The organism is Streptococcus mitis, from assembly GCF_003943905.1.
Classification (GTDB): domain Bacteria; phylum Bacillota; class Bacilli; order Lactobacillales; family Streptococcaceae; genus Streptococcus; species Streptococcus mitis_BC.
Genome location: NZ_RJNS01000001.1, coordinates 653708 through 676982, shown reverse-complemented (window position 1 = coordinate 676982; position 23275 = coordinate 653708). Strand labels below are relative to the sequence as shown.

Sequence of the window (23275 nt, the reverse complement as noted above, 5' to 3'; positions counted from 1 at the left end):
TCACATGTCAATCATTGAAATGCGAGATGTTGTCAAAAAATACGATAACGGAACGACTGCTCTTCGTGGAGTCTCTCTTAGTATTGAACCAGGAGAATTTGCCTATATCGTTGGGCCTTCTGGAGCAGGGAAGTCAACCTTTATTCGAGCTTTATACCGAGAAGTAAAGATCGAAAAAGGAAGCCTAACAGTTGCAGGCTTTAATCTAGTTAAAATCAAGAAGAAAGATATCCCTCTACTCCGTCGCAGTGTTGGGGTAGTCTTCCAAGATTACAAACTCTTGCCAAAGAAAACTGTTTATGAAAATATTGCTTACGCAATGGAAGTTATCGGAGAGAACCGTCGCAACATCAAAAAACGTGTTATGGAAGTATTGGACTTGGTCGGTTTGAAACACAAGGTTCGCTCTTTCCCTAACGAACTCTCAGGTGGAGAGCAGCAACGGATTGCGATTGCTCGTGCGATTGTGAACAATCCTAAGGTATTGATTGCCGATGAGCCGACAGGAAACTTGGACCCAGATAATTCATGGGAAATTATGAATCTGTTGGAACGCATCAATCTCCAAGGTACTACTGTCTTGATGGCGACTCACAATAGCCAGATTGTAAATACCTTGCGCCACCGTGTCATTGCCATTGAAAATGGCCGTGTCGTTCGTGACGAAGCTAAAGGAGAATATGGATACGATGATTAGTAGATTTTTTCGCCATTTATTTGAATCATTAAAAAGTTTAAAACGAAATGGCTGGATGACAGTAGCAGCAGTGAGCTCGGTTATGATTACCTTGACTCTGGTTGCCCTGTTTGCATCTGTAATTTTTAATACAGCGAAGCTGGCTACCGATATCGAGAACAACGTTCGTGTCATGGTCTACATTCGTAAAGATGTAGCGGATAACAGTGAAACGATTGAAAAAGAAGGTCAGACAGTTACTAACAACGACTACCACAAGGTTTACAACGCTTTAAAGGCTATGCCAGGTGTCAAAAATGTTACTTTTTCAAGCAAGGAAGAACAGTATCAAAAATTGACAGAAACGATGGGTGACGATTGGAAGGTCTTTGAAGGGGATGCCAACCCTCTCTATGATGCCTATATCGTTGATACCAATTCTCCGAGTGATGTTAAAACAGTAGCAGAAGAAGCTAAGAAGATCGAAGGAGTGTCAGAAGTTCAAGATGGTGGTGCCAACACTCAACGACTTTTCGAATTGGCTTCCTTTATCCGTGTTTGGGGATTGGTTATTGCAGGGCTTTTGATTTTCATTGCGGTTTTCTTGATTTCTAATACTATCCGTATTACCATTATTTCTCGGAGCCGTGAAATTCAAATCATGCGTCTAGTAGGAGCTAAAAATGGCTACATTAGAGGACCATTCTTACTTGAAGGTGCCTTTATCGGTTTATTTGGTGCAGCGATTCCTTCAGTCCTTGTATTCTTTGTTTACAATATGGTTTATCAATCTGTCAATAAATCCTTGGTAGGTCAAAACTTGTCAATGATTACACCAGATGTGTTTATCCCTGTGATGACAGTCCTATTGTTTGTGATTGGTATTTTCATTGGGGCAATTGGATCAGGCATTTCAATGCGTCGATTCTTGAAGATCTAGTTGGATATAAATGCAACTTGCAGACCAAATCAGAAATAATACAGTTTTAAAAGAGAAGTTTTCTTGCTCTTTGTCAACTGTAGTGGGTTGAAGTCAGCTAAGATCGAGAAAGGACGAATTTCGTCCTTTCTTTTTTGATGTTGAGAGCGATGAAAATTCTTTTATTGAAGTTTTCAAAATTCCGAAAACCAAAGGCATTTCGTTTAATGAGTTTAATAAGATTATTCGTTGCTTCCAATTTGGCGTTGGAATAGGGTAATTGGAGAGTGTTGACGATCTTTTCTTTATCCTTGAGGAAGGTTTTAAAGACAGTCTGAAAAAGAGGATGGACCTGCTTTAGATTGTCCTCAATGAGTCCGAAGAATTTTTCAGCTTCCTTATTCTGAAAGTGAAAAAGCAGGAGTTGATAAAGATTATAGTGGTGTTTCAGGTCTTCTGAATAGCTAAAAAGCTTATCTAGAATCTCTTTTATCCTGTTGAATGAGCTTCTCGTAACGTTTGATAGCCTTGTATTCATGGGATTTTCGTTCAAATTGATTCATGATTTGGATACGCACACGACTCATGGCACGGCTTAGATGTTGAACGATGTGAAAGCGATCTAGTACAATTTTTGCATTTGGGAGTGAAACAGTCTGGTAGACTGTTTCAGCCTGAGCCTAGAAATTCGAAAGCGAAGTCGTTTAGCCAAGTCATAGTAAGGACTAAACATATCCATAGTAATAATTTTTACCTGACAGCGAATAGCTCTATCGTATCGAAGAAAGTGATTTCGGATGACAGCTTGTGTTCTTCCCTCAAGGACAGCGATGATATTGAGTTTTTCAAAGTCCTGAGCAATAAAGCTCATCTTCATCTCCCGATTGAAACAGTCACTCCCCTGACTGTTTCAACATCCCAAGACATAATCTCTGGAAGACGAGAAAAATCATGTTTAAAACGGAAGTCATTGAACTTTCGGAGAACAGTTGAAGTTGAAATGGAAAGCTGATGGGCAATATCGGTCATAGAAGTCTTTTCAATCAACTTTTGAGCAATCTTTTGATTGATAATACGAGGAATTTAGTGATTTTTCTTGACGAGAGAAGTCTCAGCCACCGCCATTTTCGAACAATGATAGCACTTGAAACGACGCTTTTTTCAGAAGAATTCTGGTAGGCATACCAGTCGTTTCAAGGTAAGGAATCTTAGACGGTTTCTGGAAGTCATATTTCTTCATTTGATATCCGCAATCGGTGCAAGATGGGGCCTCGTAATCCAGTTTAGCGATGATTTCCTTGTGTGTATCCATATTGATGATATCTAGAATCTGGATATTAGGGTCTTTAATATCTAGTAGTTTTGTGATAAAATGTAATGGTTCCATATGATTCTTTCTAATGATGGTTTGGTCGCTTTTCATTATAAATCTTATGGGACTTTTTTTCTATAACAAAATAGGCTCCATAATCCCTGCGGTGGATTTACCCACTACAGAAATTATAGAGCCGAATAAACAAGCAAGATTTGGGAAGACATTTCCAGATCTTTTTGATAGAATGAAATCAAAGAAAACGTTATTAAAAAGAGGTGTGTGATGGAGAAATTTTTTATATTATTGCTTTTATCACCCTACTTTTACTTTTTCCATTGGATTGAGAAGGCGGACAAAAATAGGAAATATTTCGCGTTTTTCTATTACTTTTACTGGATTTATCTTCCTCTGTGGGCTTTGTTCAGTATCGCTTTTACCGTTTTTTCATTTTTAATTTTCAATATTGTCTTGAAAAATCCTGCTGATTTAACAATTTGGGGGATATGGTTCCTTTTAGTTTTTTTGTCTCTTGTGAATGACTGGAAAATATATGCCTGTTTAAAGAGAATGTTCAAGCTGAAACAAGAGAACAAAACGAGGACATCCATCAACAGCTAAAGTTTAGAGGAGGTTCTGATGTTCAAAATAAAGCAGTTCATTCATCAATACTACAAAACCTACATTCTTACGATTTGCTTGTTATGGCTGCTGGTCTTTTGTCTTCCATGGGATTTGCAAATAGGAGGAGTTTCGGTTTATTTCTTCATCATGAAAAAACTCTTTGTCGTCTTTGGTGTATTGGCAATCTTTTTCTCAGTACTGACTAAAAAGATGAGTCTCTTCCTCTTTGGAGTGCTATTTTGCATGGCCTTCTGGATCAATCTTTTCCTGATTTTTGGAATTTTGCCAGCTCTGCTTGGCAATTAAATTTTTGTGTGAAGTGTAGTCCATAAAAAGCTAAGAGGCTGACCTAGAAGTCAGCCTCTTTTCCCTTTTGAAACGCGGATTCTTTCTTGAAAATTAAGAGCAAATGTGCTAGAATTAAAAGAACATTCTAAAATATTCAGAATCTAAAGTAAGGAAAATAATGGCTAATATTTTAAAAACGATTATCGAAAATGATAAAGGAGAACTTCGTCGTCTGGAAAAGATGGCAGACAAGGTTCTCAAATATGAAGATCAGATGGCAGCCTTGACGGATGACCAGCTAAAAGCAAAAACAGATGAATTTAAGGAACGTTACAATAAGGGTGAATCGCTGGATTCATTGCTCTATGAGGCTTTTGCGGTAGTTCGTGAAGCTGCAAAACGTGTCCTTGGACTGTTTCCTTATAAGGTTCAGGTCATGGGTGGGATTGTTCTTCACCATGGTGACGTTCCAGAGATGCGTACTGGTGAAGGGAAGACCTTGACAGCGACGATGCCTGTATACCTCAATGCCCTTGCAGGTGAAGGGGTTCACGTAGTAACGGTCAACGAGTATCTAACGGAACGTGATGCGACTGAGATGGGTGAATTGTACTCATGGCTTGGTTTGTCAGTAGGGATTAACTTGGCTGCTAAGTCACCAATGGAGAAGAAAGAAGCTTATCTTTGCGATATCACCTACTCAACCAACTCAGAGATTGGTTTCGACTACCTTCGTGACAACATGGTTGTTCGGGCAGAAAACATGGTACAGCGTCCGCTCAACTATGCTTTGGTCGATGAGGTTGACTCGATCTTGATTGATGAAGCTCGTACTCCTTTGATCGTTTCAGGAGCCAATGCTGTGGAGACTAGTCAGCTGTATCATATGGCGGATCACTTTGTCAAATCTTTGGACAAAGATGACTATATCATCGACATTCAGTCTAAGACCATTGGTTTGTCTGATTCAGGGATTGATAAGGCTGAAAGCTACTTCAAACTGGAAAATCTCTACGATATTGAAAATGTGGCTCTTACTCACTTTATCGACAATGCCCTCCGTGCCAACTATATCATGATTCTTGATATTGACTATGTGGTCAGCGAAGAGCAGGAAATCTTGATTGTTGATCAATTTACAGGTCGTACCATGGAAGGTCGCCGTTACTCTGATGGCTTGCACCAGGCGATTGAAGCCAAGGAAGGTGTGCCAATCCAAGACGAAACTAAGACTTCAGCTTCTATTACCTACCAAAACCTCTTCCGTATGTATAAGAAATTGGCAGGTATGACAGGTACTGGTAAAACAGAAGAAGAAGAATTCCGTGAAATCTATAACATTCGTGTCATCCCAATCCCAACCAACCGTCCAATCCAACGTATCGACCACTCAGACCTTCTCTATGCTAGCCTTGATGCAAAATTCAAGGCCGTGGTTGAAGATGTGAAGGCACGTTATCAAAAGGGTCAGCCAGTCTTGGTAGGTACTGTTGCCGTTGAAACGAGTGATTTCCTTTCTAAGAAATTGGTCGAAGCAGGTGTTCCTCACGAAGTCTTGAATGCGAAAAACCACTACAGAGAAGCTCAAATCATCATGAATGCTGGTCAGCGTGGTGCGGTTACCATCGCAACCAATATGGCCGGTCGTGGTACCGACATTAAGCTTGGTGAAGGCGTTCGTGAGCTTGGTGGACTTTGCGTCATTGGTACAGAACGCCACGAAAGTCGCCGGATCGATAATCAGCTTCGTGGACGTTCAGGACGCCAAGGAGATCCAGGTGAGTCGCAGTTCTACTTGTCTCTTGAAGATGATTTGATGAAACGTTTCGGTTCAGAGCGTTTGAAAGGTATCTTTGAACGGCTCAACATGTCTGACGAAGCCATTGAATCCCGTATGTTAACGCGTCAAGTGGAAGCGGCTCAGAAACGTGTTGAGGGGAATAACTACGATACACGTAAACAGGTCCTTCAATACGATGATGTCATGCGAGAACAACGTGAAATCATCTATGCACAACGTTATGATGTCATTACTGCCGACCGTGACTTGGCACCTGAGATCCATGCTATGATTCGTCGTACCATTGGACGTATCGTGGATACACATGCACGTTCTAAGGAAGATGAAAAACTAGAAGCAATCTTGAACTTTGCTAAGTACAACTTACTTCCAGAAGATTCAATCAGCCGTTCAGATCTTGCAGNTTTGTCAGACCAAGCCATCAAAGATGAGCTGTATCAACGTGCATTGAAGGTTTATGATAGCCAAGTTGCTAAACTTCGTGATGAAGATGCAGTGAAAGAATTCCAAAAGGTTCTGATTCTACGTGTTGTAGATAACAAGTGGACAGATCATATTGATGCTCTTGACCAGTTGCGAAATGCTGTTGGTCTTCGTGGATATGCCCAAAACAACCCTGTTGTAGAATATCAAGCAGAAGGTTTCCGCATGTTTAACGACATGATTGGATCGATTGAGTTTGATGTGACCCGCTTGATGATGAAAGCACAAATCCACGAACAAGAACGTCCGCAAACGGAACACAATATCAGTACAACTGCGACTCGTAATATTGCAGCACAGCAGACTCATCTTCCAGCAGATGTGGACTTGAGCCAAATCGGACGAAATGACCAATGTCCATGTGGATCTGGTAAGAAATTCAAGAACTGTCATGGTAAGAGACAATAATATGTGATAAGATACAGGCGGATACCTGGTGAAAATACATTTTTGCTTGGTGTCCGTTTGCTTTATAAGGAGATGAATCATGGTATTTACAGCTAAAAGTCCTAAAATTAACATTGAAGAAGTTCGCGCCTTGTCTAAATTAGAAGGAGCAGCTCGTGCGAGAAAAAACCGACGTGATCAGGAATTAGAAGCCATCATTCGTGGGGAAGACCAGCGTATTCTCTTGGTGATTGGACCGTGTTCATCTGATAATGAAGAGGCAGTCCTCGAGTATGCCAAGCGCTTGTCTGCTTTGCAAGAAGAGGTCAAAGACCGTATTTTTATGGTCATGCGTGTTTATACGGCTAAACCTCGTACCAATGGAGATGGCTATAAGGGCTTGATTCATCAACCAAATGCGACAGAAGCTCCTAGCTTGATCAATGGGATTAAGGCTGTTCGTCAGCTACACTATCGTGTGATTACGGAGACAGGCATGACAACAGCTGATGAGATGCTTTATCCTGAAAATCTTCCGCTGGTAGATGATTTGATTTCTTATATGGCTGTCGGAGCTCGTTCTGTAGAGGATCAACAGCACCGTTTTGTAGCGAGTGGAGCAGATTTCTCAACGGGATTTAAAAATCCAACATCTGGAAATCTCAATGTCATGTTTAACGGGATTTATGCAGCGCAAAATAAACAGAGTTTCCTCTTTCTCGGTAAAGAGGTGGAAACAACAGGGAATCCATTGTCCCATGCCATTCTTCGTGGAGCCTTGAATGAATACGGGAAAAATATTCCTAACTACTACTATGACAATTTGATGGATACCATTGCCCAGTATGAAAAGATGGGCTTGGAAAATCCCTTTATCATCATCGATACCAATCATGACAATTCAGGCAAGCAGTACATGGATCAAATCCGTATCGTTCGTCAGACCTTGATTAACCGTGACTGGAATGAGAAAATCAAAAAATATGTTCGTGGTTTTATGATTGAGTCCTATCTAGAAGATGGACGTCAAAATGAGCCAGAAGTTTTTGGTAAGTCCATTACAGATCCGTGTCTCGGATGGGACAACACAGAAGCACTTGTTCGCGAAATTTACCAAACGCTAGGAGAATAAGATGGCATTTATCGAAAAAGGTCAAGAAATAGATATTGAAGCAATCAAGGCTGCAACTCAGCTGTCACCTGAAGTCTTGCGTTATAAGGAAGCACGAGATCGAGAGTTGGCAGCCATCATCTCGGGTGAGGATGACCGAATTCTTTTGGTGATGGGGCCTTGCTCTTCGGACAATGAGGAAGCTGTGCTCGAATATGCTCATCGCTTAGCAGACTTGCAGAAAAAAGTTGCGGATAAAATCTTTATTGTGATGCGTGTCTATACAGCAAAACCTCGTACCAATGGAGATGGCTATAAGGGCATGATTCATCAACCAAATACCAGCGAAGCGCCTAGTCTCATCAATGGTTTACAGGCTGTTCGTCAGCTTCACTACCGTGTGATTACGGAGACGGGCTTGACGACAGCTGATGAGATGCTTTACCCGTCAAATCTCGTTTTGGTTGACGATCTGGTCAGCTACCATGCTGTAGGGGCTCGTTCGGTAGAAGACCAGGAACACCGCTTTGTAGCCTCTGGGATTGATGCTCCAGTTGGGATGAAAAATCCAACATCTGGGAACCTTGGGGTCATGTTTAATGCCATCTATGCGGCTCAAAACAAGCAAACCTTCCTATACCACGGTCAAGAAGTAGAAACTTCAGGAAATTCTTTGGCCCACGTTATTCTTCGTGGTGCCATGAACGAATATGGTAAAAATGAACCCAATTTCTACTATGAAACCCTCTTAAATGCCATCAATCGCTATGAGACCATGGGGCTTGAAAATCCCTTCATTATCATCGATACCAATCATGACAATTCAGGCAAGCAGTATATGGAACAAATCCGCATTGTTCGCCAAGCCTTGCTGAATCGTGACTGGAATGAAAAGATTAAAAAGACCGTTCGAGGCTTTATGATCGAATCTTACCTAGCAGATGGTCGACAAAATCAACCAGAGGTCTTTGGTTGTTCCATAACTGACCCTTGTCTAGGTTGGGAAAATACAGTAGCCTTGGTAGAAGAAATTTATACTACCTTAACAAAATAAGTGAAAAGGATGGAGTTGGGGGAATCTCAGCTCCTTTTATGAGTATGATAGTTGGACACGGAATTGACATTGAAGAATTGGCTTCGATAGAAAGTGCAGTTACACGACGTGAGGGCTTTGCCAAGCGTGTGCTGACCGCTAAAGAAATGGAGCGCTTTACCAGCCTCAAAGGGCGCAGACAGATCGAATACTTGGCAGGCCGCTGGTCGGCTAAGGAAGCCTTTTCCAAGGCTCTAGGAACTGGTATTGGCAAACTGACCTTTCAGGATTTGGAAGTTTTGAATAATGAACGCGGGGCTCCCTATTTTAGTCAGGCACCATTTTCAGGAAATATTTGGCTATCTATCAGCCATACAGATCAGTTTGTGACAGCCAGTGTCATTTTGGAGGAAAATCATGAAAGCTAGTCCACATAGACCAACCAAGGCTCTGATTCATCTGGGAGCTATTCGACAAAATATTCAGCAAATGGGGGCTCATATCCCTGAAGGAACGCTCAAGTGGGGAGTGGTCAAGGCCAATGCTTATGGGCATGGAGCTGTTGCCGTTGCAACGGCGATCCAGGATGATGTTGATGGATTTTGCGTTTCCAATATTGATGAAGCTATTGAACTTCGTCAGGCTGGACTTAGCAAGAAAATTCTCATCTTAGGAGTTTCTGAAATCGAAGCTGTTTCTCTTGCTAAAGAATACGATATCACCTTGACAGTGGCTGGACTGGAATGGATTCAAGCACTGTTAGACAAGGAAGCAGATTTAACTGGCTTGACTGTCCATCTCAAGATTGACTCAGGAATGGGACGGATTGGTTTTAGAGAGGTTGGTGAAGCTGATCGGGCTCGAGACTTGCTCCAACAACATGGTGCTCGCGTTGAAGGAATTTTTACCCACTTTGCTACTGCAGATGAAGAATCAGATGCCTACTTTAATACCCAGTTAGAACGATTTAAAGCTATTTTGGCAAGTATGAAGGATGTTCCAGAGTTGGTTCATGCCAGTAACTCGGCAACGACCCTCTGGCATGCAGAGACTATTTTCAATGCAGTCCGTATGGGAGATGCCATGTATGGTCTCAATCCAAGTGGAGAGGTCTTGGACTTACCCTATGATTTGACACCAGCCTTGACCTTGGAGTCTGCCCTGGTTCATGTCAAGACAGTTCCAGCTGGAGCTTGCATGGGCTATGGAGCCACCTATCAGGCGGATAGCGAGCAAGTCATCGCGACCGTGCCAATCGGCTATGCGGATGGTTGGACACGAGACATGCAGAATTTCTCCGTCTTGGTAGATGGTCAAGCTTGCCCAATTGTCGGACGGGTTTCTATGGATCAAATCACCATTCGTTTGCCTAAGCTTTATCCGCTAGGAACAAAAGTAACCTTGATCGGAAACAACGGGGACAAGGAAATCACGGCTACTCAGGTAGCGACCTACCGCGGAACCATTAACTATGAGGTGGTTTGCCTCCTCAGCGACCGCATTCCGAGAGAATATTATTAGCTAAAGAAAGGAGTGGAGCATGAATCTACATCAACCCTTGCATGTCTTGCCTGGTGTGGGACCAAAGTCAGCAGAGAAATACGCCAAACTAGGAATTGAAAACTTGCAAGACCTCTTGCTCTACTTTCCTTTTCGTTATGAAGATTTCAAAACCAAGCAGGTGCTGGAGCTGGAGGACGGAGAAAAGGCGGTTCTGTCTGGTCAAGTCGTGACTCCTGCTAGTGTCCAGTATTATGGTTTCAAGCGCAATCGTCTACGTTTTAGCCTCAAGCAGGGAGAAGTCGTTTTTGCGGTGAATTTTTTTAACCAACCCTATCTGGCTGATAAGATAGAGTTGGGTGCAACTCTTGCTGTCTTTGGGAAATGGGACCGTGCCAAAGCCAGTCTGACTGGGATGAAGGTTCTAGCTCAAGTGGAAGATGACCTACAACCTGTCTATCGTCTGGCTCAAGGAATCAGTCAGGCCAGTCTGGTCAAGGTCATCAAGACGGCCTTTGATCAGGGGTTGGACCTTTTGATAGATGAAAATCTTCCCCAGTCTTTGCTGGACAAATACAAACTCATGTCTCGTTGCCAGGCTGTCCGTGCCATGCATTTTCCCAAGGATCTAGCAGAATACAAGCAGGCACTTCGCCGTATCAAGTTTGAGGAACTTTTTTACTTCCAGATGCAGTTGCAGTCGCTCAAGTCTGAAAATAGAGTCCAGGGAAGTGGTCTGGTTCTGAATTGGTCTCAGGAAAAAGTAACGACTGTCAAAAAAAATCTGCCTTTTGCCCTGACCCAAGCTCAGGAAAAGAGTTTGCAGGAAATATTGACCGACATGAAGTCGGACCATCACATGAATCGTCTCCTGCAAGGAGATGTAGGGAGCGGAAAAACAGTTGTTGCAGGTCTAGCTATGTATGCTACTGTTACGGCTGGCTACCAGGCAGCCCTCATGGTGCCAACAGAAATCTTAGCAGAGCAACATTATGAGAGTTTGAAGAGCATTTTTCCATACCTGCGCCTTGCTCTCTTGACAGGTTCCTTAAAAGCTGCAGAAAAAAGAGAAGTCTTGGAGACCATTTCTAAGGGTGAGGCCGACTTTATTATCGGGACTCATGCTTTGATACAAGATGGAGTGGATTATGCTCGTCTTGGCTTGATTATCATTGATGAGCAGCACCGTTTTGGTGTGGGGCAAAGGAGGATTTTACGGGAAAAAGGCGACAACCCAGATGTTCTTATGATGACGGCGACTCCGATTCCACGGACGCTAGCTATCACAGCCTTTGGTGATATGGATGTTTCCATTATTGACCAGATGCCAGCAGGGCGGAAGCCTATTGTGACTCGCTGGATTAAGCATGAGCAGCTGCCTCAGGTCTTGACTTGGTTAGAGGGAGAAATTCAAAAAGGTTCCCAAGCTTATGTCATCTCTCCCCTGATCGAAGAATCAGAAGCTCTGGATTTGAAAAATGCCATTGCCTTATCTGAGGAGTTGACAGCTCATTTTGCCGGCAAGGCTGAGGTGGCTCTTCTACATGGTAAGATGAAGAGTGACGAAAAAGACCAGATTATGCAGGATTTCAAAGAGAGAAAGACGGATATTCTAGTATCTACAACTGTTATCGAGGTTGGGGTTAATGTCCCCAATGCGACCGTCATGATTATCATGGATGCTGATCGGTTCGGTCTCAGCCAGCTTCACCAGCTCAGAGGTCGTGTTGGTCGGGGGGACAAGCAGTCCTATGCTGTTCTCGTTGCTAATCCCAAGACTGACTCTGGGAAGGATCGCATGCGCATCATGACAGAAACGACTAATGGTTTTATCCTTGCGGAGGAAGATTTGAAAATGCGCGGTTCTGGTGAGATTTTTGGAACCAGACAATCAGGACTTCCAGAGTTTCAAGTGGCGGATATTATCGAAGATTTTCCGATTTTAGAAGAAGCCAGAAAGGTTGCCAGCTACATTAGTTCTATAGAAGGTTGGCGAGAGGATCCGGAATGGCGCATGATTGCCCTTCATTTGGAGAAGAGAGAACATCTGGATTAAGCCTTTTCTAAGAAATTTATAAGCTAGCTTTTAGGTTTGGGTCTTATACTAGAGTCATCAAAAAGAAACGAGGACTCTCATATGACGATTAAAGTGACCTACCAAAAGAAATTTCAGACTTTCAAACTAGAGAAAGGAGCTAGCACTTATTGATTAACAAAGAGCGGAAACGCTCTTTTTGTTTTAAAACTACTTTCAGACGATAGGTTTGAGGGAGGAGAATCTAAAATCACTTTCTGTTTACCATTCTTTCTTGCATTGCTTTTCTAGATATGCTACAGTTATGATAGCGATTACACATCAAAAGGAGCATGCTATGAAAAATCCAGCTTTGCTAGAAGAAATCAAGACTTATAAAGGAAGGGATGAGGTCCCAGAAGACTTTGATGCTTTTTGGGATGAGGAATTGAAAAAAGTTTCAGTCCTTCCTGCCTACCAGTTGGAGGAAAGAGATTTCCATATTCCCCAAGTCAAGTGCTATGAACTGACCTTTGAGGGAACTAATGAAGGAAGAGTCTATGCACGCATCGTCCTTCCAAAGACTGAGGAGAAGGTTCCGCTAATCTTCCATTTCCATGGCTACATGGGACGTGGTTGGGATTGGGCTGACATGCTGGCCTATACTGTGGCTGGTTACGGTGTTGTTTCTATGGATGTTCGAGGCCAATCGGGCTATTCACAAGATGGCTTGCGCTCTCCTTTGGGAAATACGGTTAAGGGGCATATCATCCGTGGTGTTGTGGAAGGTCGTGATCAGCTCTTTTATAAGGATGTTTATCTGGATATTTACCAGTTGATCGAAATTGTTGCTAGTCTGCCACAGGTAGATGAGGAAAGACTTTCTAGCTATGGTGCCTCACAAGGAGGAGCTTTAGCTCTGGTTGCAGCAGCGCTCAATCCTCGGATTCAGCGAACAGTTGCCATCTATCCCTTCTTGTCTGACTTTAGACGAGTGCTTGAGATTGGCAATACCAGTGAAGCCTATGATGAACTCTTCCGCTATTTCAAGTTCCACGATCCCTTCCATGAAACTGAGGAGGAAATCATGGCAACCCTTGCCTATATTGATGTGAAAAATCTCGCTCATCGTATCAAGGGTGAGGTTAAGATGATTACGGGCTTGGATGACGATGTCTGCTATCCTATTACCCAGTTTGCGATTTACAACCGTCTAGCTTGCGATAAGGCTTATCGCATCATGCCTGAGTATGCTCACGAAGCCATGAATGTTTTTGTCAATGACCAAGTCTACAATTGGCTCTGCGGCAGTGAGATTCCTTTTTCCTATGTAAAAAAATAACTTGAGAGCGCACTAGCTCTCTTTTTTGTCACAAAGCTCTGAAAGTACTTTTAGAAAATTTAAAATATTAAAATAGTCTTAAAAGTAAAATCTATTCTATATCAATTTAGCTATAAAGTTCAAAGTTTATTGTATAATAAGGGAAAGGTATTATGCGAAAGGAGGAAACTTTCCGCTGTTTGATTAGAGAATAAGAACAGTGGACGTTTGAAGAATGGGAGGTCTCATTCAGTTGGTTACTTTCTTTTTACTTGTTTAGTTGGAGGAACTAAAAATTTTAAGAAAAAAAGAAAGCGCTTTATTTTTATGAAAAATGGAAGGACAAACATGAATTACAAATCTTTACATCGGAAACAGCGATACGGAATTCGAAAATTTGCAGTTGGGGCGGCATCGGTAGTGATTGGTACAGTAGTATTTGGAGTAAATCCAGTTTTAGCTCAAGAGCAAGCTAATACAGCAGGAGCCAATACAGAAACTGTCGAATCTGGTCAAGGGCAAGGATTATCAGAGTTACCAAAAGAAGTCTCTTCTGGAAATCTTGAACATTTGGATAAGGACTTGGCTGGTAAATTGGCAACAGCTCAGGACAACGGAGTTGAAGTAGATCAAGATCATTTAAAAAAGAACGAGAATACGGAGTCAGAAACTTCTCCATCTAGCGATACCCCTGACCAAGGAAGCAAGCATGAAGAAGAAACAGAAGATCAGGGAGCGCTTCCTCGTGATTATTATTCAAGGGATCTACAAAATGCCAATCCTGTCCTAGAAAAAGAAGATGTTGAAACCAATGCGGCAAATGGTCAGAGAGTTGATTTATCAAGTGAACTAGATAAACTAAAGCAACTAAAAAATGCTACAGTTCACATGGAGTTCAAACCAGATGCATCAGCTCCACGCTTTTACAATCTCTTCTCTGTATCCAGTGACACCAAGGAAAATGAGTACTTTACTATGTCGGTCCTTGATAATACAGCTCTTATTGAAGGGCGCGGTGCCAAAGGGGAACAGTTCTATGATAAGTATACGGATGCTCCTTTACAAGTACGTCCTGGACAATGGAATTCCGTGACCTTTACTGTCGAACAACCGACAGCGGAGTTACCTCATGGTCGAGTTCGTCTCTATGTGAACGGTGTCTTATCTCGAACAAGTCTCAAATCTGGTAACTTTATCAAAGATATGCCAGATGTTAATCAAGCTCAACTTGGAGCAACCAAACGGGGCAATAAGACAGTTTGGTCATCAAACCTACAAGTTCGAAACCTAACTGTTTATGATCGTGCCTTAAGCCCAGAAGAAGTTCAAACACGGAGTCAATTATTTGAAAGAGGTGAATTGGAACAGAAACTTCCTGAGGGAGCAAAAGTTACTGAGAAAGAAGACGTCTTTGAAGGTGGTAGGAACAATCAACCAAATAAAGATGGTATCAAGAGTTATCGTATCCCAGCTCTTCTCAAGACTGATAAAGGAACGCTGATTGCTGGAACGGATGAAAGACGTTTGCACCATTCTGACTGGGGAGATATTGGGATGGTTGTTCGTCGTAGCTCAGATAATGGAAAAACATGGGGAGACCGAATCGTAATCTCAAATCCTCGTGACAATGAGCACGCTAAACATGCAGATTGGCCATCTCCAGTTAATATTGATATGGCCTTGGTGCAAGACCCTGAAACAAAGAGAATTTTTGCAATTTACGACATGTTCCTTGAAAGTAAGGCAGTATTTTCATTGCCAGGGCAAGCTCCGAAAGCTTATGAACAAGTGGGAGATAAAGTTTATCAAGTTTTATATAAGCAAGGAGAATCAGGTCGCTATACGATTCGAGAAAACGGAGAGGTTTTCGACCCTCAAAACAGAAAGACAGATTATCGCGTCGTCGTTGACCCTAAAAAACCAGCCTACAGCGATAAGGGGGATTTGTATAAAGGGAATGAGCTAATCGGGAATATTTATTTTGAGTATAGCGAGAAGAATATTTTTAGAGTTTCCAATACCAACTACCTATGGATGTCCTACAGTGATGACGATGGGAAGACTTGGTCTGCACCAAAAGATATTACACATGGGATTCGGAAAGATTGGATGCACTTCCTAGGAACTGGACCTGGTACTGGGATTGCCTTGCGTACAGGACCTCATAAGGGAAGACTGGTGATTCCAGTTTATACAACAAACAACGTTTCCTACCTAAGTGGTTCTCAATCATCTCGTGTAATTTATTCAGATGATCATGGAGAAACATGGCAAGCAGGGGAAGCAGTTAATGATAACCGTCCAGTAGGCAACCAAACCATTCACTCTTCAACCATGAATAATCCAGGTGCCCAAAATACGGAGTCAACTGTTGTTCAGTTGAATAATGGGGATCTCAAGCTCTTTATGCGTGGGTTGACTGGCGATCTTCAGGTTGCGACCAGTCATGATGGGGGAGCAACGTGGGATAAGGAAATCAAACGTTATCCTCAAGTAAAAGACGTTTATGTTCAAATGTCCGCTATTCACACCATGCATGAAGGAAAGGAATACATTCTACTCAGCAATGCTGGTGGTCCTGGACGCAACAATGGTTTGGTTCACCTGGCTCGTGTTGAGGAGAATGGTGAGTTGACATGGCTGAAACACAATCCTATACAAAGTGGTAAGTTTGCTTACAACTCACTCCAAGAACTCGGAAATGGCGAATATGGTTTGCTTTATGAGCATGCGGATGGCAATCAAAACGATTATACTTTATCCTATAAAAAATTCAACTGGGATTTCTTGACCAAGGATTGGATTTCTCCTAAAGAGGCAAAAGTGAAATATGCGATTGAAAAATGGCCAGGCATCCTTGCTATGGAGTTTGATTCGGAAGTATTGGTCAACAAGGCACCAACCCTTCAATTGGCAAACGGTAAAACAGCACGCTTCATGACCCAGTATGACACAAAAACTCTCCTATTTACGGTGGATTCAGAGGATATGGGTCAAAAAGTTACAGGTCTGGCAGAAGGTGCTATTGAAAGTATGCATAATTTACCAGTCTCTGTAGCGGGCACTAAGCTTTCGAATGGAATGAACGGAAGTGAAGCCGCAGTTCATGAAGTGCCAGAATATACAGGTCCATTAGGCACAGCGGGTGAAGAGGCAGCTCCGACAGTCGAGAAGCCAGAATATACAGGCCCACTAGGAACAGCGGGTGAGGAACCAGCACCAACAGTTGAAAAACCAGAATTTACAGGCGGTGTGAATGGTGAAGAGGCCTCAGTTCATGAAGTCCCAGAGTACACAGGTTCATTAGGCACAGCAGGTGAGGAACCAGCACCAACAGTTGAAAAACCAGAATTTACAGGCGGTGTGAATGGTGAAGAGGCCGCAGTTCATGAAGTCCCAGAGTACACAGGTCCACTAGGGACAGCGGGTGAGGAACCAGCACCAACAGTTGAAAAACCAGAATTTACAGGCGGGGTTAATGCTGTTGAGGCCGCAGTCCATGAAGTCCCAGAGCACACAGGCCCACTAGGGACATCCGGCGAAGAGCCAGCCCCAACAGTCGAGAAGCCAGAATACACAGGCGGGGTTAATGCTGTTGAGGCCGCAGTTCATGAAGTCCCAGAGTATACAGACCCATTAGGCACAGCGGGTGAAGAGGCCGCTCCGACAGTTGAAAAGCCAGAATTTACAGGCGGGGTTAATGCTGTTGAAGCCGCAGTCCATGAAGTACCAGAGTACAAAGGTGGTGTGAATGGCGCTGAGGCAGCTGTGCATGAAATCGCAGAATACAAGGAAATTGATTCACTTGTAACTCTTACTAAAAAAGAAGATTATACTTACAAAGCTCCTCTTGCTCAGCAGACACTTCCTGATACAGGGAACAAGGAGAGTAGCCTCCTTGCCTCACTAGGATTAACAGCTTTCTTCCTTAGCTTGTTTGCGCTAGGGAAAAAGAGAGAAGAATAAGAGAATAATTCTAATCATTTTACTTTGTAAAAATAGAAGGAGATAGCAGGTTTTTCAGCCTGTTATCTTTTTCTTTCGTCTCAAGGTGTGCTAATAAGAAATTCTAAGATGTCTGAAACTACTTTCAGGATAGTCTGTTCTATAAAATAGTTTTGAAACTGAAATCTATTCCACTACAAACTATTGAAAGCGCTTAACAAATGATATATAATAAGCCCATAAGAACAAGAAAGGGAGGAAAGAGGATGCCACAGATTAGCAAAGAAGCCTTGATTGAACAAATCAAAGATGGAATCATTGTCTCTTGCCAGGCACTTCCTCACGAACCGCTTTATACAGAAGCGGGAGGGGTTATCCCCTTGCTAGTCAAAGCGGCTGAGCAAGGTGGAGCAGTCGGTATCCGAGCAAACAGTGTTCGTGATATCAAGGAGATCAAGGAGGTTACGAAACTCCCGATTATCGGGATTATCAAACGTGACTATCCGCCACAGGAGCCATTCATTACAGCTACTATGAAAGAAGTTGATGAATTGGCTGAACTAGACATAGAGGTCATTGCTCTGGATTGTACCAAACGTGAACGTTACGACGGTTTGGAAATCCAGGACTTTATCCGACAAGTCAAAGAAAAATATCCTCATCAACTCTTAATGGCTGATACTAGTACTTTTGAAGAAGGGCTAGCAGCAGTCGAAGCAGGAATTGATTTTGTTGGAACAACCTTATCAGGTTATACTTCTTACAGTCCAAAAGTAGATGGTCCAGACTTTGAACTGATCAAAAAACTTTGTGAAGCAGGGGTGGATGTCATCGCTGAAGGGAAAATTCATACACCAGAACAAGCCAAACAAATCCTTGAATATGGGGTACGAGGCATTGTTGTCGGTGGAGCTATTACTAGACCAAAAGAGATTACGGAGCGCTTTGTTGCTGGTCTTAAATAACATAATCTCAAAACAGAGGAGAGTGGTCGATGCGTCGGATAAAATGAAAACGTATACAAATAGAAGCTTACTCACTATCCAATATGGACACGCTTATTAATTAGGAGAATACAAATGAAATTTAGAAAACTAGCTTGTACAGTACTTGCAGGTGCTGCGATTCTTGGCCTTGCTGCTTGTGGTAACTCTGGTGGAAGTAAAGATGCTGGAAAATCAGGAAGCGATAGCGGAAAAACAGAAATCACTTGGTGGGCATTCCCAGTCTTCACACAAGAAAAAACTGGCGATGGTGTTGGAACTTATGAAAAATCAATCATCGAAGCTTTTGAAAAAGCAAATCCAGATGTAAAAGTGAAATTGGAAACCATTGACTTCAAGTCAGGTCCTGAAAAGATCACAACGGCCATTGAAGCGGGAACAGCGCCAGACGTACTCTTTGACGCACCAGGACGTATCATCCAATACGGTAAAAATGGTAAATTGGCTGAGTTGAACGACCTCTTCACAGACGAATTCGTCAAAGATGTCAATAATGAAAACATCGTACAAGCAAGTAAGGCTGGTGACAAAGCTTACATGTATCCAATCAGTTCTGCTCCATTCTATATGGCCATGAACAAGAAAATGTTGGAAGATGCAGGAGTTGCAAACCTTGTAAAAGAAGGTTGGACAACTGATGACTTTGAAAAAGTTTTGAAAGCGCTTAAAGACAAAGGATATACACCAGGTTCATTGTTCAGTTCTGGTCAAGGGGGAGACCAAGGAACACGTGCCTTCATCGCAAACCTTTATGGCGGCTCTGTAACAGATAAAGATGTAACAAAATATACAACAGACGATCCTAAATTCGTCAAAGGTCTTGAAAAAGCTGCTAGCTGGATCAAGGACGGTCTATTGAACAATGGTTCACAATTTGACGGTGGAGCAGACATCCAAAACTTTGCAAACGGTCAAACTTCATACACAATCCTTTGGGCTCCAGCTCAAAATGGTATCCAAGCTAAACTCTTGGAAGCAAGTAAGGTAGATGTGGTAGAAGTACCATTCCCATCAGACTCTGGTAAGCCAGCTCTTGAATACCTTGTAAATGGATTTGCAGTATTTAACAACAAAGACGACAAGAAAGTCGCAGCAGCTAAGAAATTCGTTCAATTCATCGCAGATGACAAAGAATGGGGTCCTAAAGACGTTGTTCGTACAGGTGCCTTCCCAGTTCGTACATCATTTGGCAAACTTTATGATGACAAACGTATGGAAACAATCAGTAGCTGGACTAAATACTACTCACCATACTACAACACAATCAATGGATTTGCTGAAATGAGAACACTTTGGTTCCCAATGTTGCAATCTGTATCTAATGGTGACGAAAAACCAGCAGATGCTTTGAAAGCCTTCACTGAAAAAGCTAACGAAACCATCAAAAAAGCTACAAAACAATAAGCACTAAGTCAGATTGATTCCCCCTTTTCCCTGTGCACTACGGTGTAAGAAAAGGGGGACTTTTGTTTGAAATGTAAGGAACTGTCACGAAATTAAAATGAAGTTCTTACATAAGCGAATCTTAAAAAATTTCATTTTGATTTTAAAACAGTTCAAGAAAATCAAAAAATATTCTATTTGAAAGAGAGGTGCCGACTGTGAAAGTCAATAAAATTCGTATGCGGGAAACAGTGATTTCCTACGCTTTCCTAGCACCAGTATTGTTCTTCTTTGTTATCTTTGTCTTGGCTCCTATGATTATGGGATTCATTACAAGTTTCTTTAACTACTCCATGACCAGCTTTGAGTTTGTTGGCTTGGACAACTACATTCGTATGTTTAAAGACCCTGTCTTTACTAAGTCTTTGATCAATACCGTTATCCTAGTTATTGGATCAGTACCGATTGTGGTTCTCTTCTCGCTCTTTGTAGCATCTCAAACCTATCATCAAAATGCCATTGCCCGTTCTTTCTATCGTTTCGTCTTCTTCCTTCCTGTGGTTACAGGTAGTGTTGCCGTAACGGTTGTATGGAAATGGATCTATGACCCCCTATCAGGGATTTTAAACTTTGTCCTTAAGTCAAGCCACATCATCAGCCAAAACATTTCTTGGCTGGGTGACAAAAACTGGGCTTTGCTAGCGATTATGATTATCCTTTTGACAACATCTGTTGGTCAACCGATTATCCTTTATATCGCTGCTATGGGGAATATTGATAACTCATTGGTTGAAGCAGCGCGTGTTGACGGTGCGACTGAATTTCAAGTCTTCTGGAAGATCAAATGGCCTAGCCTTCTTCCAACAACTCTTTACATCGCGATCATTACAACCATCAACTCATTCCAATGTTTCGCCTTGATTCAGTTGTTGACATCTGGTGGTCCAAACTATTCAACAAGTACACTTATGTACTATCTTTACGAAAAAGCCTTCCAATTGACAGAGTACGGCTATGCCAATACTATTGGTGTCTTCTTGGCAGTGATGATTGCCATTGTCAGCTTTGCTCAATTCAAGATCCTCGGAAACGACGTAGAATACTAAAGAAAGGAGACAGTTATGCAACCTACACAAAAGAAGCCTTTAACAGCTTTCACTGTTATTTCAACGATTATCTTGCTCTTGTTGACCGTGCTGTTCATCTTTCCATTCTACTGGATCTTGACAGGGGCCTTCAAATCACAGCCTGATACCATTATGATTCCACCACAGTGGTTCCCTAAAATGCCAACCATGGAGAACTTCCAACAACTCATGGTGCAAAACCCTGCTATGCAGTGGATGTGGAACTCTGTATTTATCTCATTGGTAACCATGTTCCTAGTGTGTGCAACCTCTTCTCTAGCAGGCTATGTCTTGGCTAAAAAACGTTTCTATGGCCAGCGCATCCTCTTTGCAGTCTTTATCGCTGCCATGGCTCTTCCAAAACAAGTTGTCCTTGTACCATTGGTACGTATCGTCAACTTCATGGGAATTCATGACACTCTCTGGGCAGTTATCTTGCCTTTGATTGGATGGCCATTTGGGGTCTTCCTCATGAAACAGTTCAGTGAAAATATCCCAACAGAATTGCTTGAATCAGCTAAAATCGACGGTTGTGGTGAGATTCGTACCTTCTGGAGCGTAGCCTTTCCTATCGTGAAACCAGGATTTGCAGCCCTTGCAATCTTTACCTTCATCAATACTTGGAACGACTACTTCATGCAGTTGGTTATGTTGACTTCACGTCAAAACTTGACTATCTCACTCGGGGTTGCGACCATGCAGGCCGAAATGGCAACCAACTATGGTTTGATCATGGCTGGTGCAGCTCTTGCAGCCGTGCCAATCGTAACCGTCTTCCTTGTCTTCCAAAAATCCTTCACTCAGGGTATCACTATGGGAGCTGTCAAAGGATAATACTCTGCGAAAATTGAGTTCAAACTACGTCAGCATCACCTTGCCATACTTAAGTATTGCCTGCGCTTAGCTTCCTAGTTTGTTCTTCGGTTTTCATTGAGCATAAGAGAATACAGAGTTATAAGTGTCTACAAAATGTTGGGTATTTTCTTGCCTTAGAGATTTTGTCAGACACTTATAAACTTAATCTATGATTTTAGTTAACTATCAGAAACGAAGGAAACAGTATGATTTTTGACGATTTGAAAAACATCGCCTTTTACAAGGGAATCCATCCCAATCTAGACAAGGCTATCGACTATCTCTACCAGCATCGTAAGGATTCTTTTGAACTCGGTAAGTATGAGATTGACGGGGACAAGGTCTTTCTAGTTGTTCAGGAAAATGTCCTCAATCAAGCTGAAAATGATCAATTTGAACACCATAAACACTATGCAGACTTGCATTTGCTGGTAGAAGGGCATGAATATTCGAGCTACGGTTCACGTATCAAAGACGAGGCGGTAGCATTCGATGAAGCGAGCGACATTGGTTTTGTCCATTGTCATGAACGCTACCCACTATTGTTGGGCTATCACAATTTTGCGATTTTCTTCCCAGGAGAACCGCACCAACCAAATGGCTATGCAGGTATGGAAGAGAAGGTTCGCAAATATCTCTTTAAAATTTTGATTGATTAAAAGAATCAGGAGGAGCAAACATGGCACAAAAAGGAGTAAGCCTTATCAAGGCAGCATTTGATACAGATAATTTTCTCATGCGTTTCAGTGAGAAGGTCTTGGATATCGTGACAGCCAATCTTCTTTTTGTCGTCTCTTGTTTGCCCATCGTGACGATTGGAGTGGCAAAAATCAGCCTCTACCAAACCATGTTCGAGATTAAGAGAAGCAGACGGGTACCAGTCTTTAGAACTTATCTAAGGGCCTTCAAGCAAAATCTGAAACTGGGGCTTCAGTTGGGTCTGTTAGAGTTGGGCATTGTGTCATTAAGCTTTCTAGATCTCTATCTCTTCTGGGGACAGACAACTTTGCCTTTCCAGATTGTGAAAGCTATTTGTTTGGGGATTCTCATCTTCCTCACTCTGGTGATGCTGGCTAGTTATCCCATCGCTGCGCGCTATGATTTGTCTTGGAAAGAAGTGCTGCAAAAAGGGCTTATCTTGGCAAGTTTTAACTTTCCGTGGTTCTTCCTCATGTTAGCCATTCTCTTTCTTATTGTGATGCTTCTTTATCTATCCGCCTTCACTCTCCTTTTGGGTGGATCGGCCTTTATCCTCTTTGGTTTTGGTTTGCTAGTCTTTCTCCAAGCAGGTTTGATGGAGAAAATTTTCGCCAAATATCAGTAGGATGACTTGTTTCTGAAACTACTTTCAATCGTTACAGTTTCTAAAATACAAGTAGAAACTAAAATCTAAGTGTATACAAGATATTGAAAGCGATTTTCACAAGGTGTATACTAAACTTGTAAAAAATAGAACTGCTCTCAGCAGAAAAAAAGAAATCTTAGGAGAAAA

18 protein-coding genes and 1 pseudogene are annotated in these 23275 nt (G+C 42.2%); 18 read left to right on the top strand and 1 reads right to left on the bottom strand.

All coding sequences use genetic code 11. The annotated features are described in order from the left end of the window. Positions 1-4: 4 nt before the first annotated feature. Together ftsE and ftsX are read left to right on the top strand one after the other, a co-directional pair. Positions 5-697, top strand: a complete 693-nt coding sequence (gene ftsE / locus D8854_RS03420; RefSeq protein WP_000022257.1) for a cell division ATP-binding protein FtsE — start codon at positions 5-7, stop codon at positions 695-697. After that, a complete protein-coding gene (gene ftsX, locus D8854_RS03415) occupies positions 690-1616 on the top strand; it encodes a permease-like cell division protein FtsX (RefSeq protein WP_125449609.1) in 927 nt (308 codons plus the stop codon). The genes ftsE and ftsX overlap by 8 nt, the downstream gene beginning before the upstream one ends. Before the next feature lie 97 nt (positions 1617-1713). Here ftsX and D8854_RS03410 read toward each other — a convergent pair. Further along, a pseudogene (locus D8854_RS03410) lies at positions 1714-2982 on the bottom strand (transposase). 210 nt (positions 2983-3192) lie between these two features. On the opposite strand from D8854_RS03410, the gene D8854_RS09900 reads away from it, so the two are divergent. The 16 genes from D8854_RS09900 to D8854_RS03320 all read left to right on the top strand — a co-directional run bounded on the left by D8854_RS09900 (position 3193) and on the right by D8854_RS03320 (position 23107). Then, entirely contained in the window at positions 3193-3528 is a 336-nt protein-coding gene (locus D8854_RS09900) for a hypothetical protein (protein ID WP_038805575.1), read from the top strand. An 18-nt stretch (positions 3529-3546) separates the two neighbouring features. Further along, a complete protein-coding gene (locus tag D8854_RS03395; RefSeq protein ID WP_038805574.1) occupies positions 3547-3837 on the top strand; it encodes a hypothetical protein in 291 nt (96 codons plus the stop codon). 160 nt (positions 3838-3997) lie between these two features. After that, positions 3998-6511 (top strand): preprotein translocase subunit SecA, encoded by a 2514-nt coding sequence (secA, locus tag D8854_RS03390; RefSeq protein ID WP_125449603.1) that lies wholly within the window; start codon positions 3998-4000, stop codon positions 6509-6511. 79 nt (positions 6512-6590) lie between these two features. Further along, entirely contained in the window at positions 6591-7622 is a 1032-nt protein-coding gene (locus D8854_RS03385; RefSeq protein ID WP_038805572.1) for a 3-deoxy-7-phosphoheptulonate synthase, read from the top strand. 1 nt (position 7623) lies between these two features. Next, positions 7624-8655 carry a 3-deoxy-7-phosphoheptulonate synthase gene (locus D8854_RS03380; protein WP_038805571.1) on the top strand — a complete coding sequence of 344 codons (1032 nt, stop codon included), beginning with the start codon at positions 7624-7626 and terminating at the stop codon, positions 8653-8655. 44 nt (positions 8656-8699) lie between these two features. Beyond that, positions 8700-9062, top strand: a complete 363-nt coding sequence (acpS, locus tag D8854_RS03375; protein WP_038805669.1) for a holo-ACP synthase — start codon at positions 8700-8702, stop codon at positions 9060-9062. Next, positions 9052-10155, top strand: a complete 1104-nt coding sequence (gene alr / locus D8854_RS03370; protein ID WP_125449602.1) for an alanine racemase — start codon at positions 9052-9054, stop codon at positions 10153-10155. The genes acpS and alr overlap by 11 nt, the downstream gene beginning before the upstream one ends. Positions 10156-10174: 19 nt before the next feature. Beyond that, positions 10175-12190, top strand: coding sequence for an ATP-dependent DNA helicase RecG (gene recG, locus D8854_RS03365; protein ID WP_125449600.1), 2016 nt, complete (start codon positions 10175-10177; stop codon positions 12188-12190). A gap of 316 nt (positions 12191-12506) precedes the next feature. Continuing rightward, positions 12507-13490: an acetylxylan esterase gene (locus D8854_RS03355; RefSeq protein WP_125449598.1), complete on the top strand. Its 984-nt coding sequence runs from the start codon at positions 12507-12509 to the stop codon at positions 13488-13490. Positions 13491-13817: 327 nt separating this feature from the next. Further along, a complete protein-coding gene (locus D8854_RS03350; protein ID WP_125449596.1) occupies positions 13818-17435 on the top strand; it encodes an SIALI-17 repeat-containing surface protein in 3618 nt (1205 codons plus the stop codon). A 245-nt stretch (positions 17436-17680) separates the two neighbouring features. Further along, complete coding sequence (locus tag D8854_RS03345) at positions 17681-18379, top strand: N-acetylmannosamine-6-phosphate 2-epimerase (RefSeq protein WP_001135647.1); 699 nt, start codon at positions 17681-17683, stop codon at positions 18377-18379. A gap of 114 nt (positions 18380-18493) precedes the next feature. Continuing rightward, positions 18494-19822: an ABC transporter substrate-binding protein gene (locus tag D8854_RS03340; RefSeq protein ID WP_000672107.1), complete on the top strand. Its 1329-nt coding sequence runs from the start codon at positions 18494-18496 to the stop codon at positions 19820-19822. Between the two features lie 218 nt (positions 19823-20040). Further along, positions 20041-20907, top strand: coding sequence for a carbohydrate ABC transporter permease (locus D8854_RS03335; protein ID WP_001209417.1), 867 nt, complete (start codon positions 20041-20043; stop codon positions 20905-20907). A 15-nt stretch (positions 20908-20922) separates the two neighbouring features. Next, the gene (locus D8854_RS03330) at positions 20923-21762 is read left to right on the top strand and encodes a carbohydrate ABC transporter permease (RefSeq protein WP_001183243.1); all 840 of its coding nucleotides are present in this window, start codon (positions 20923-20925) and stop codon (positions 21760-21762) included. Between the two features lie 227 nt (positions 21763-21989). After that, the gene (locus tag D8854_RS03325; protein WP_000575428.1) at positions 21990-22442 is read left to right on the top strand and encodes a YhcH/YjgK/YiaL family protein; all 453 of its coding nucleotides are present in this window, start codon (positions 21990-21992) and stop codon (positions 22440-22442) included. Between the two features lie 20 nt (positions 22443-22462). Then, on the top strand, positions 22463-23107 hold the full coding sequence (locus D8854_RS03320) for a YesL family protein (protein WP_125448656.1): 645 nt from the start codon (positions 22463-22465) through the stop codon (positions 23105-23107). The last annotated feature ends 168 nt before the right edge of the window (positions 23108-23275 follow it).

Coding starts and splice junctions, on each gene's coding strand:
- ftsE (WP_000022257.1), top strand. CDS start 5: ATGTCAATCATTGAAATGCGAGATGTTGTCAAAAAATACGATAACGGA.
- ftsX (WP_125449609.1), top strand. CDS start 690: ATGATTAGTAGATTTTTTCGCCATTTATTTGAATCATTAAAAAGTTTA.
- D8854_RS09900 (WP_038805575.1), top strand. CDS start 3,193: ATGGAGAAATTTTTTATATTATTGCTTTTATCACCCTACTTTTACTTT.
- D8854_RS03395 (WP_038805574.1), top strand. CDS start 3,547: ATGTTCAAAATAAAGCAGTTCATTCATCAATACTACAAAACCTACATT.
- D8854_RS03385 (WP_038805572.1), top strand. CDS start 6,591: ATGGTATTTACAGCTAAAAGTCCTAAAATTAACATTGAAGAAGTTCGC.
- D8854_RS03380 (WP_038805571.1), top strand. CDS start 7,624: ATGGCATTTATCGAAAAAGGTCAAGAAATAGATATTGAAGCAATCAAG.
- acpS (WP_038805669.1), top strand. CDS start 8,700: ATGATAGTTGGACACGGAATTGACATTGAAGAATTGGCTTCGATAGAA.
- alr (WP_125449602.1), top strand. CDS start 9,052: ATGAAAGCTAGTCCACATAGACCAACCAAGGCTCTGATTCATCTGGGA.
- recG (WP_125449600.1), top strand. CDS start 10,175: ATGAATCTACATCAACCCTTGCATGTCTTGCCTGGTGTGGGACCAAAG.
- D8854_RS03355 (WP_125449598.1), top strand. CDS start 12,507: ATGAAAAATCCAGCTTTGCTAGAAGAAATCAAGACTTATAAAGGAAGG.
- D8854_RS03350 (WP_125449596.1), top strand. CDS start 13,818: ATGAATTACAAATCTTTACATCGGAAACAGCGATACGGAATTCGAAAA.
- D8854_RS03345 (WP_001135647.1), top strand. CDS start 17,681: ATGCCACAGATTAGCAAAGAAGCCTTGATTGAACAAATCAAAGATGGA.
- D8854_RS03340 (WP_000672107.1), top strand. CDS start 18,494: ATGAAATTTAGAAAACTAGCTTGTACAGTACTTGCAGGTGCTGCGATT.
- D8854_RS03335 (WP_001209417.1), top strand. CDS start 20,041: ATGCGGGAAACAGTGATTTCCTACGCTTTCCTAGCACCAGTATTGTTC.
- D8854_RS03330 (WP_001183243.1), top strand. CDS start 20,923: ATGCAACCTACACAAAAGAAGCCTTTAACAGCTTTCACTGTTATTTCA.
- D8854_RS03325 (WP_000575428.1), top strand. CDS start 21,990: ATGATTTTTGACGATTTGAAAAACATCGCCTTTTACAAGGGAATCCAT.
- D8854_RS03320 (WP_125448656.1), top strand. CDS start 22,463: ATGGCACAAAAAGGAGTAAGCCTTATCAAGGCAGCATTTGATACAGAT.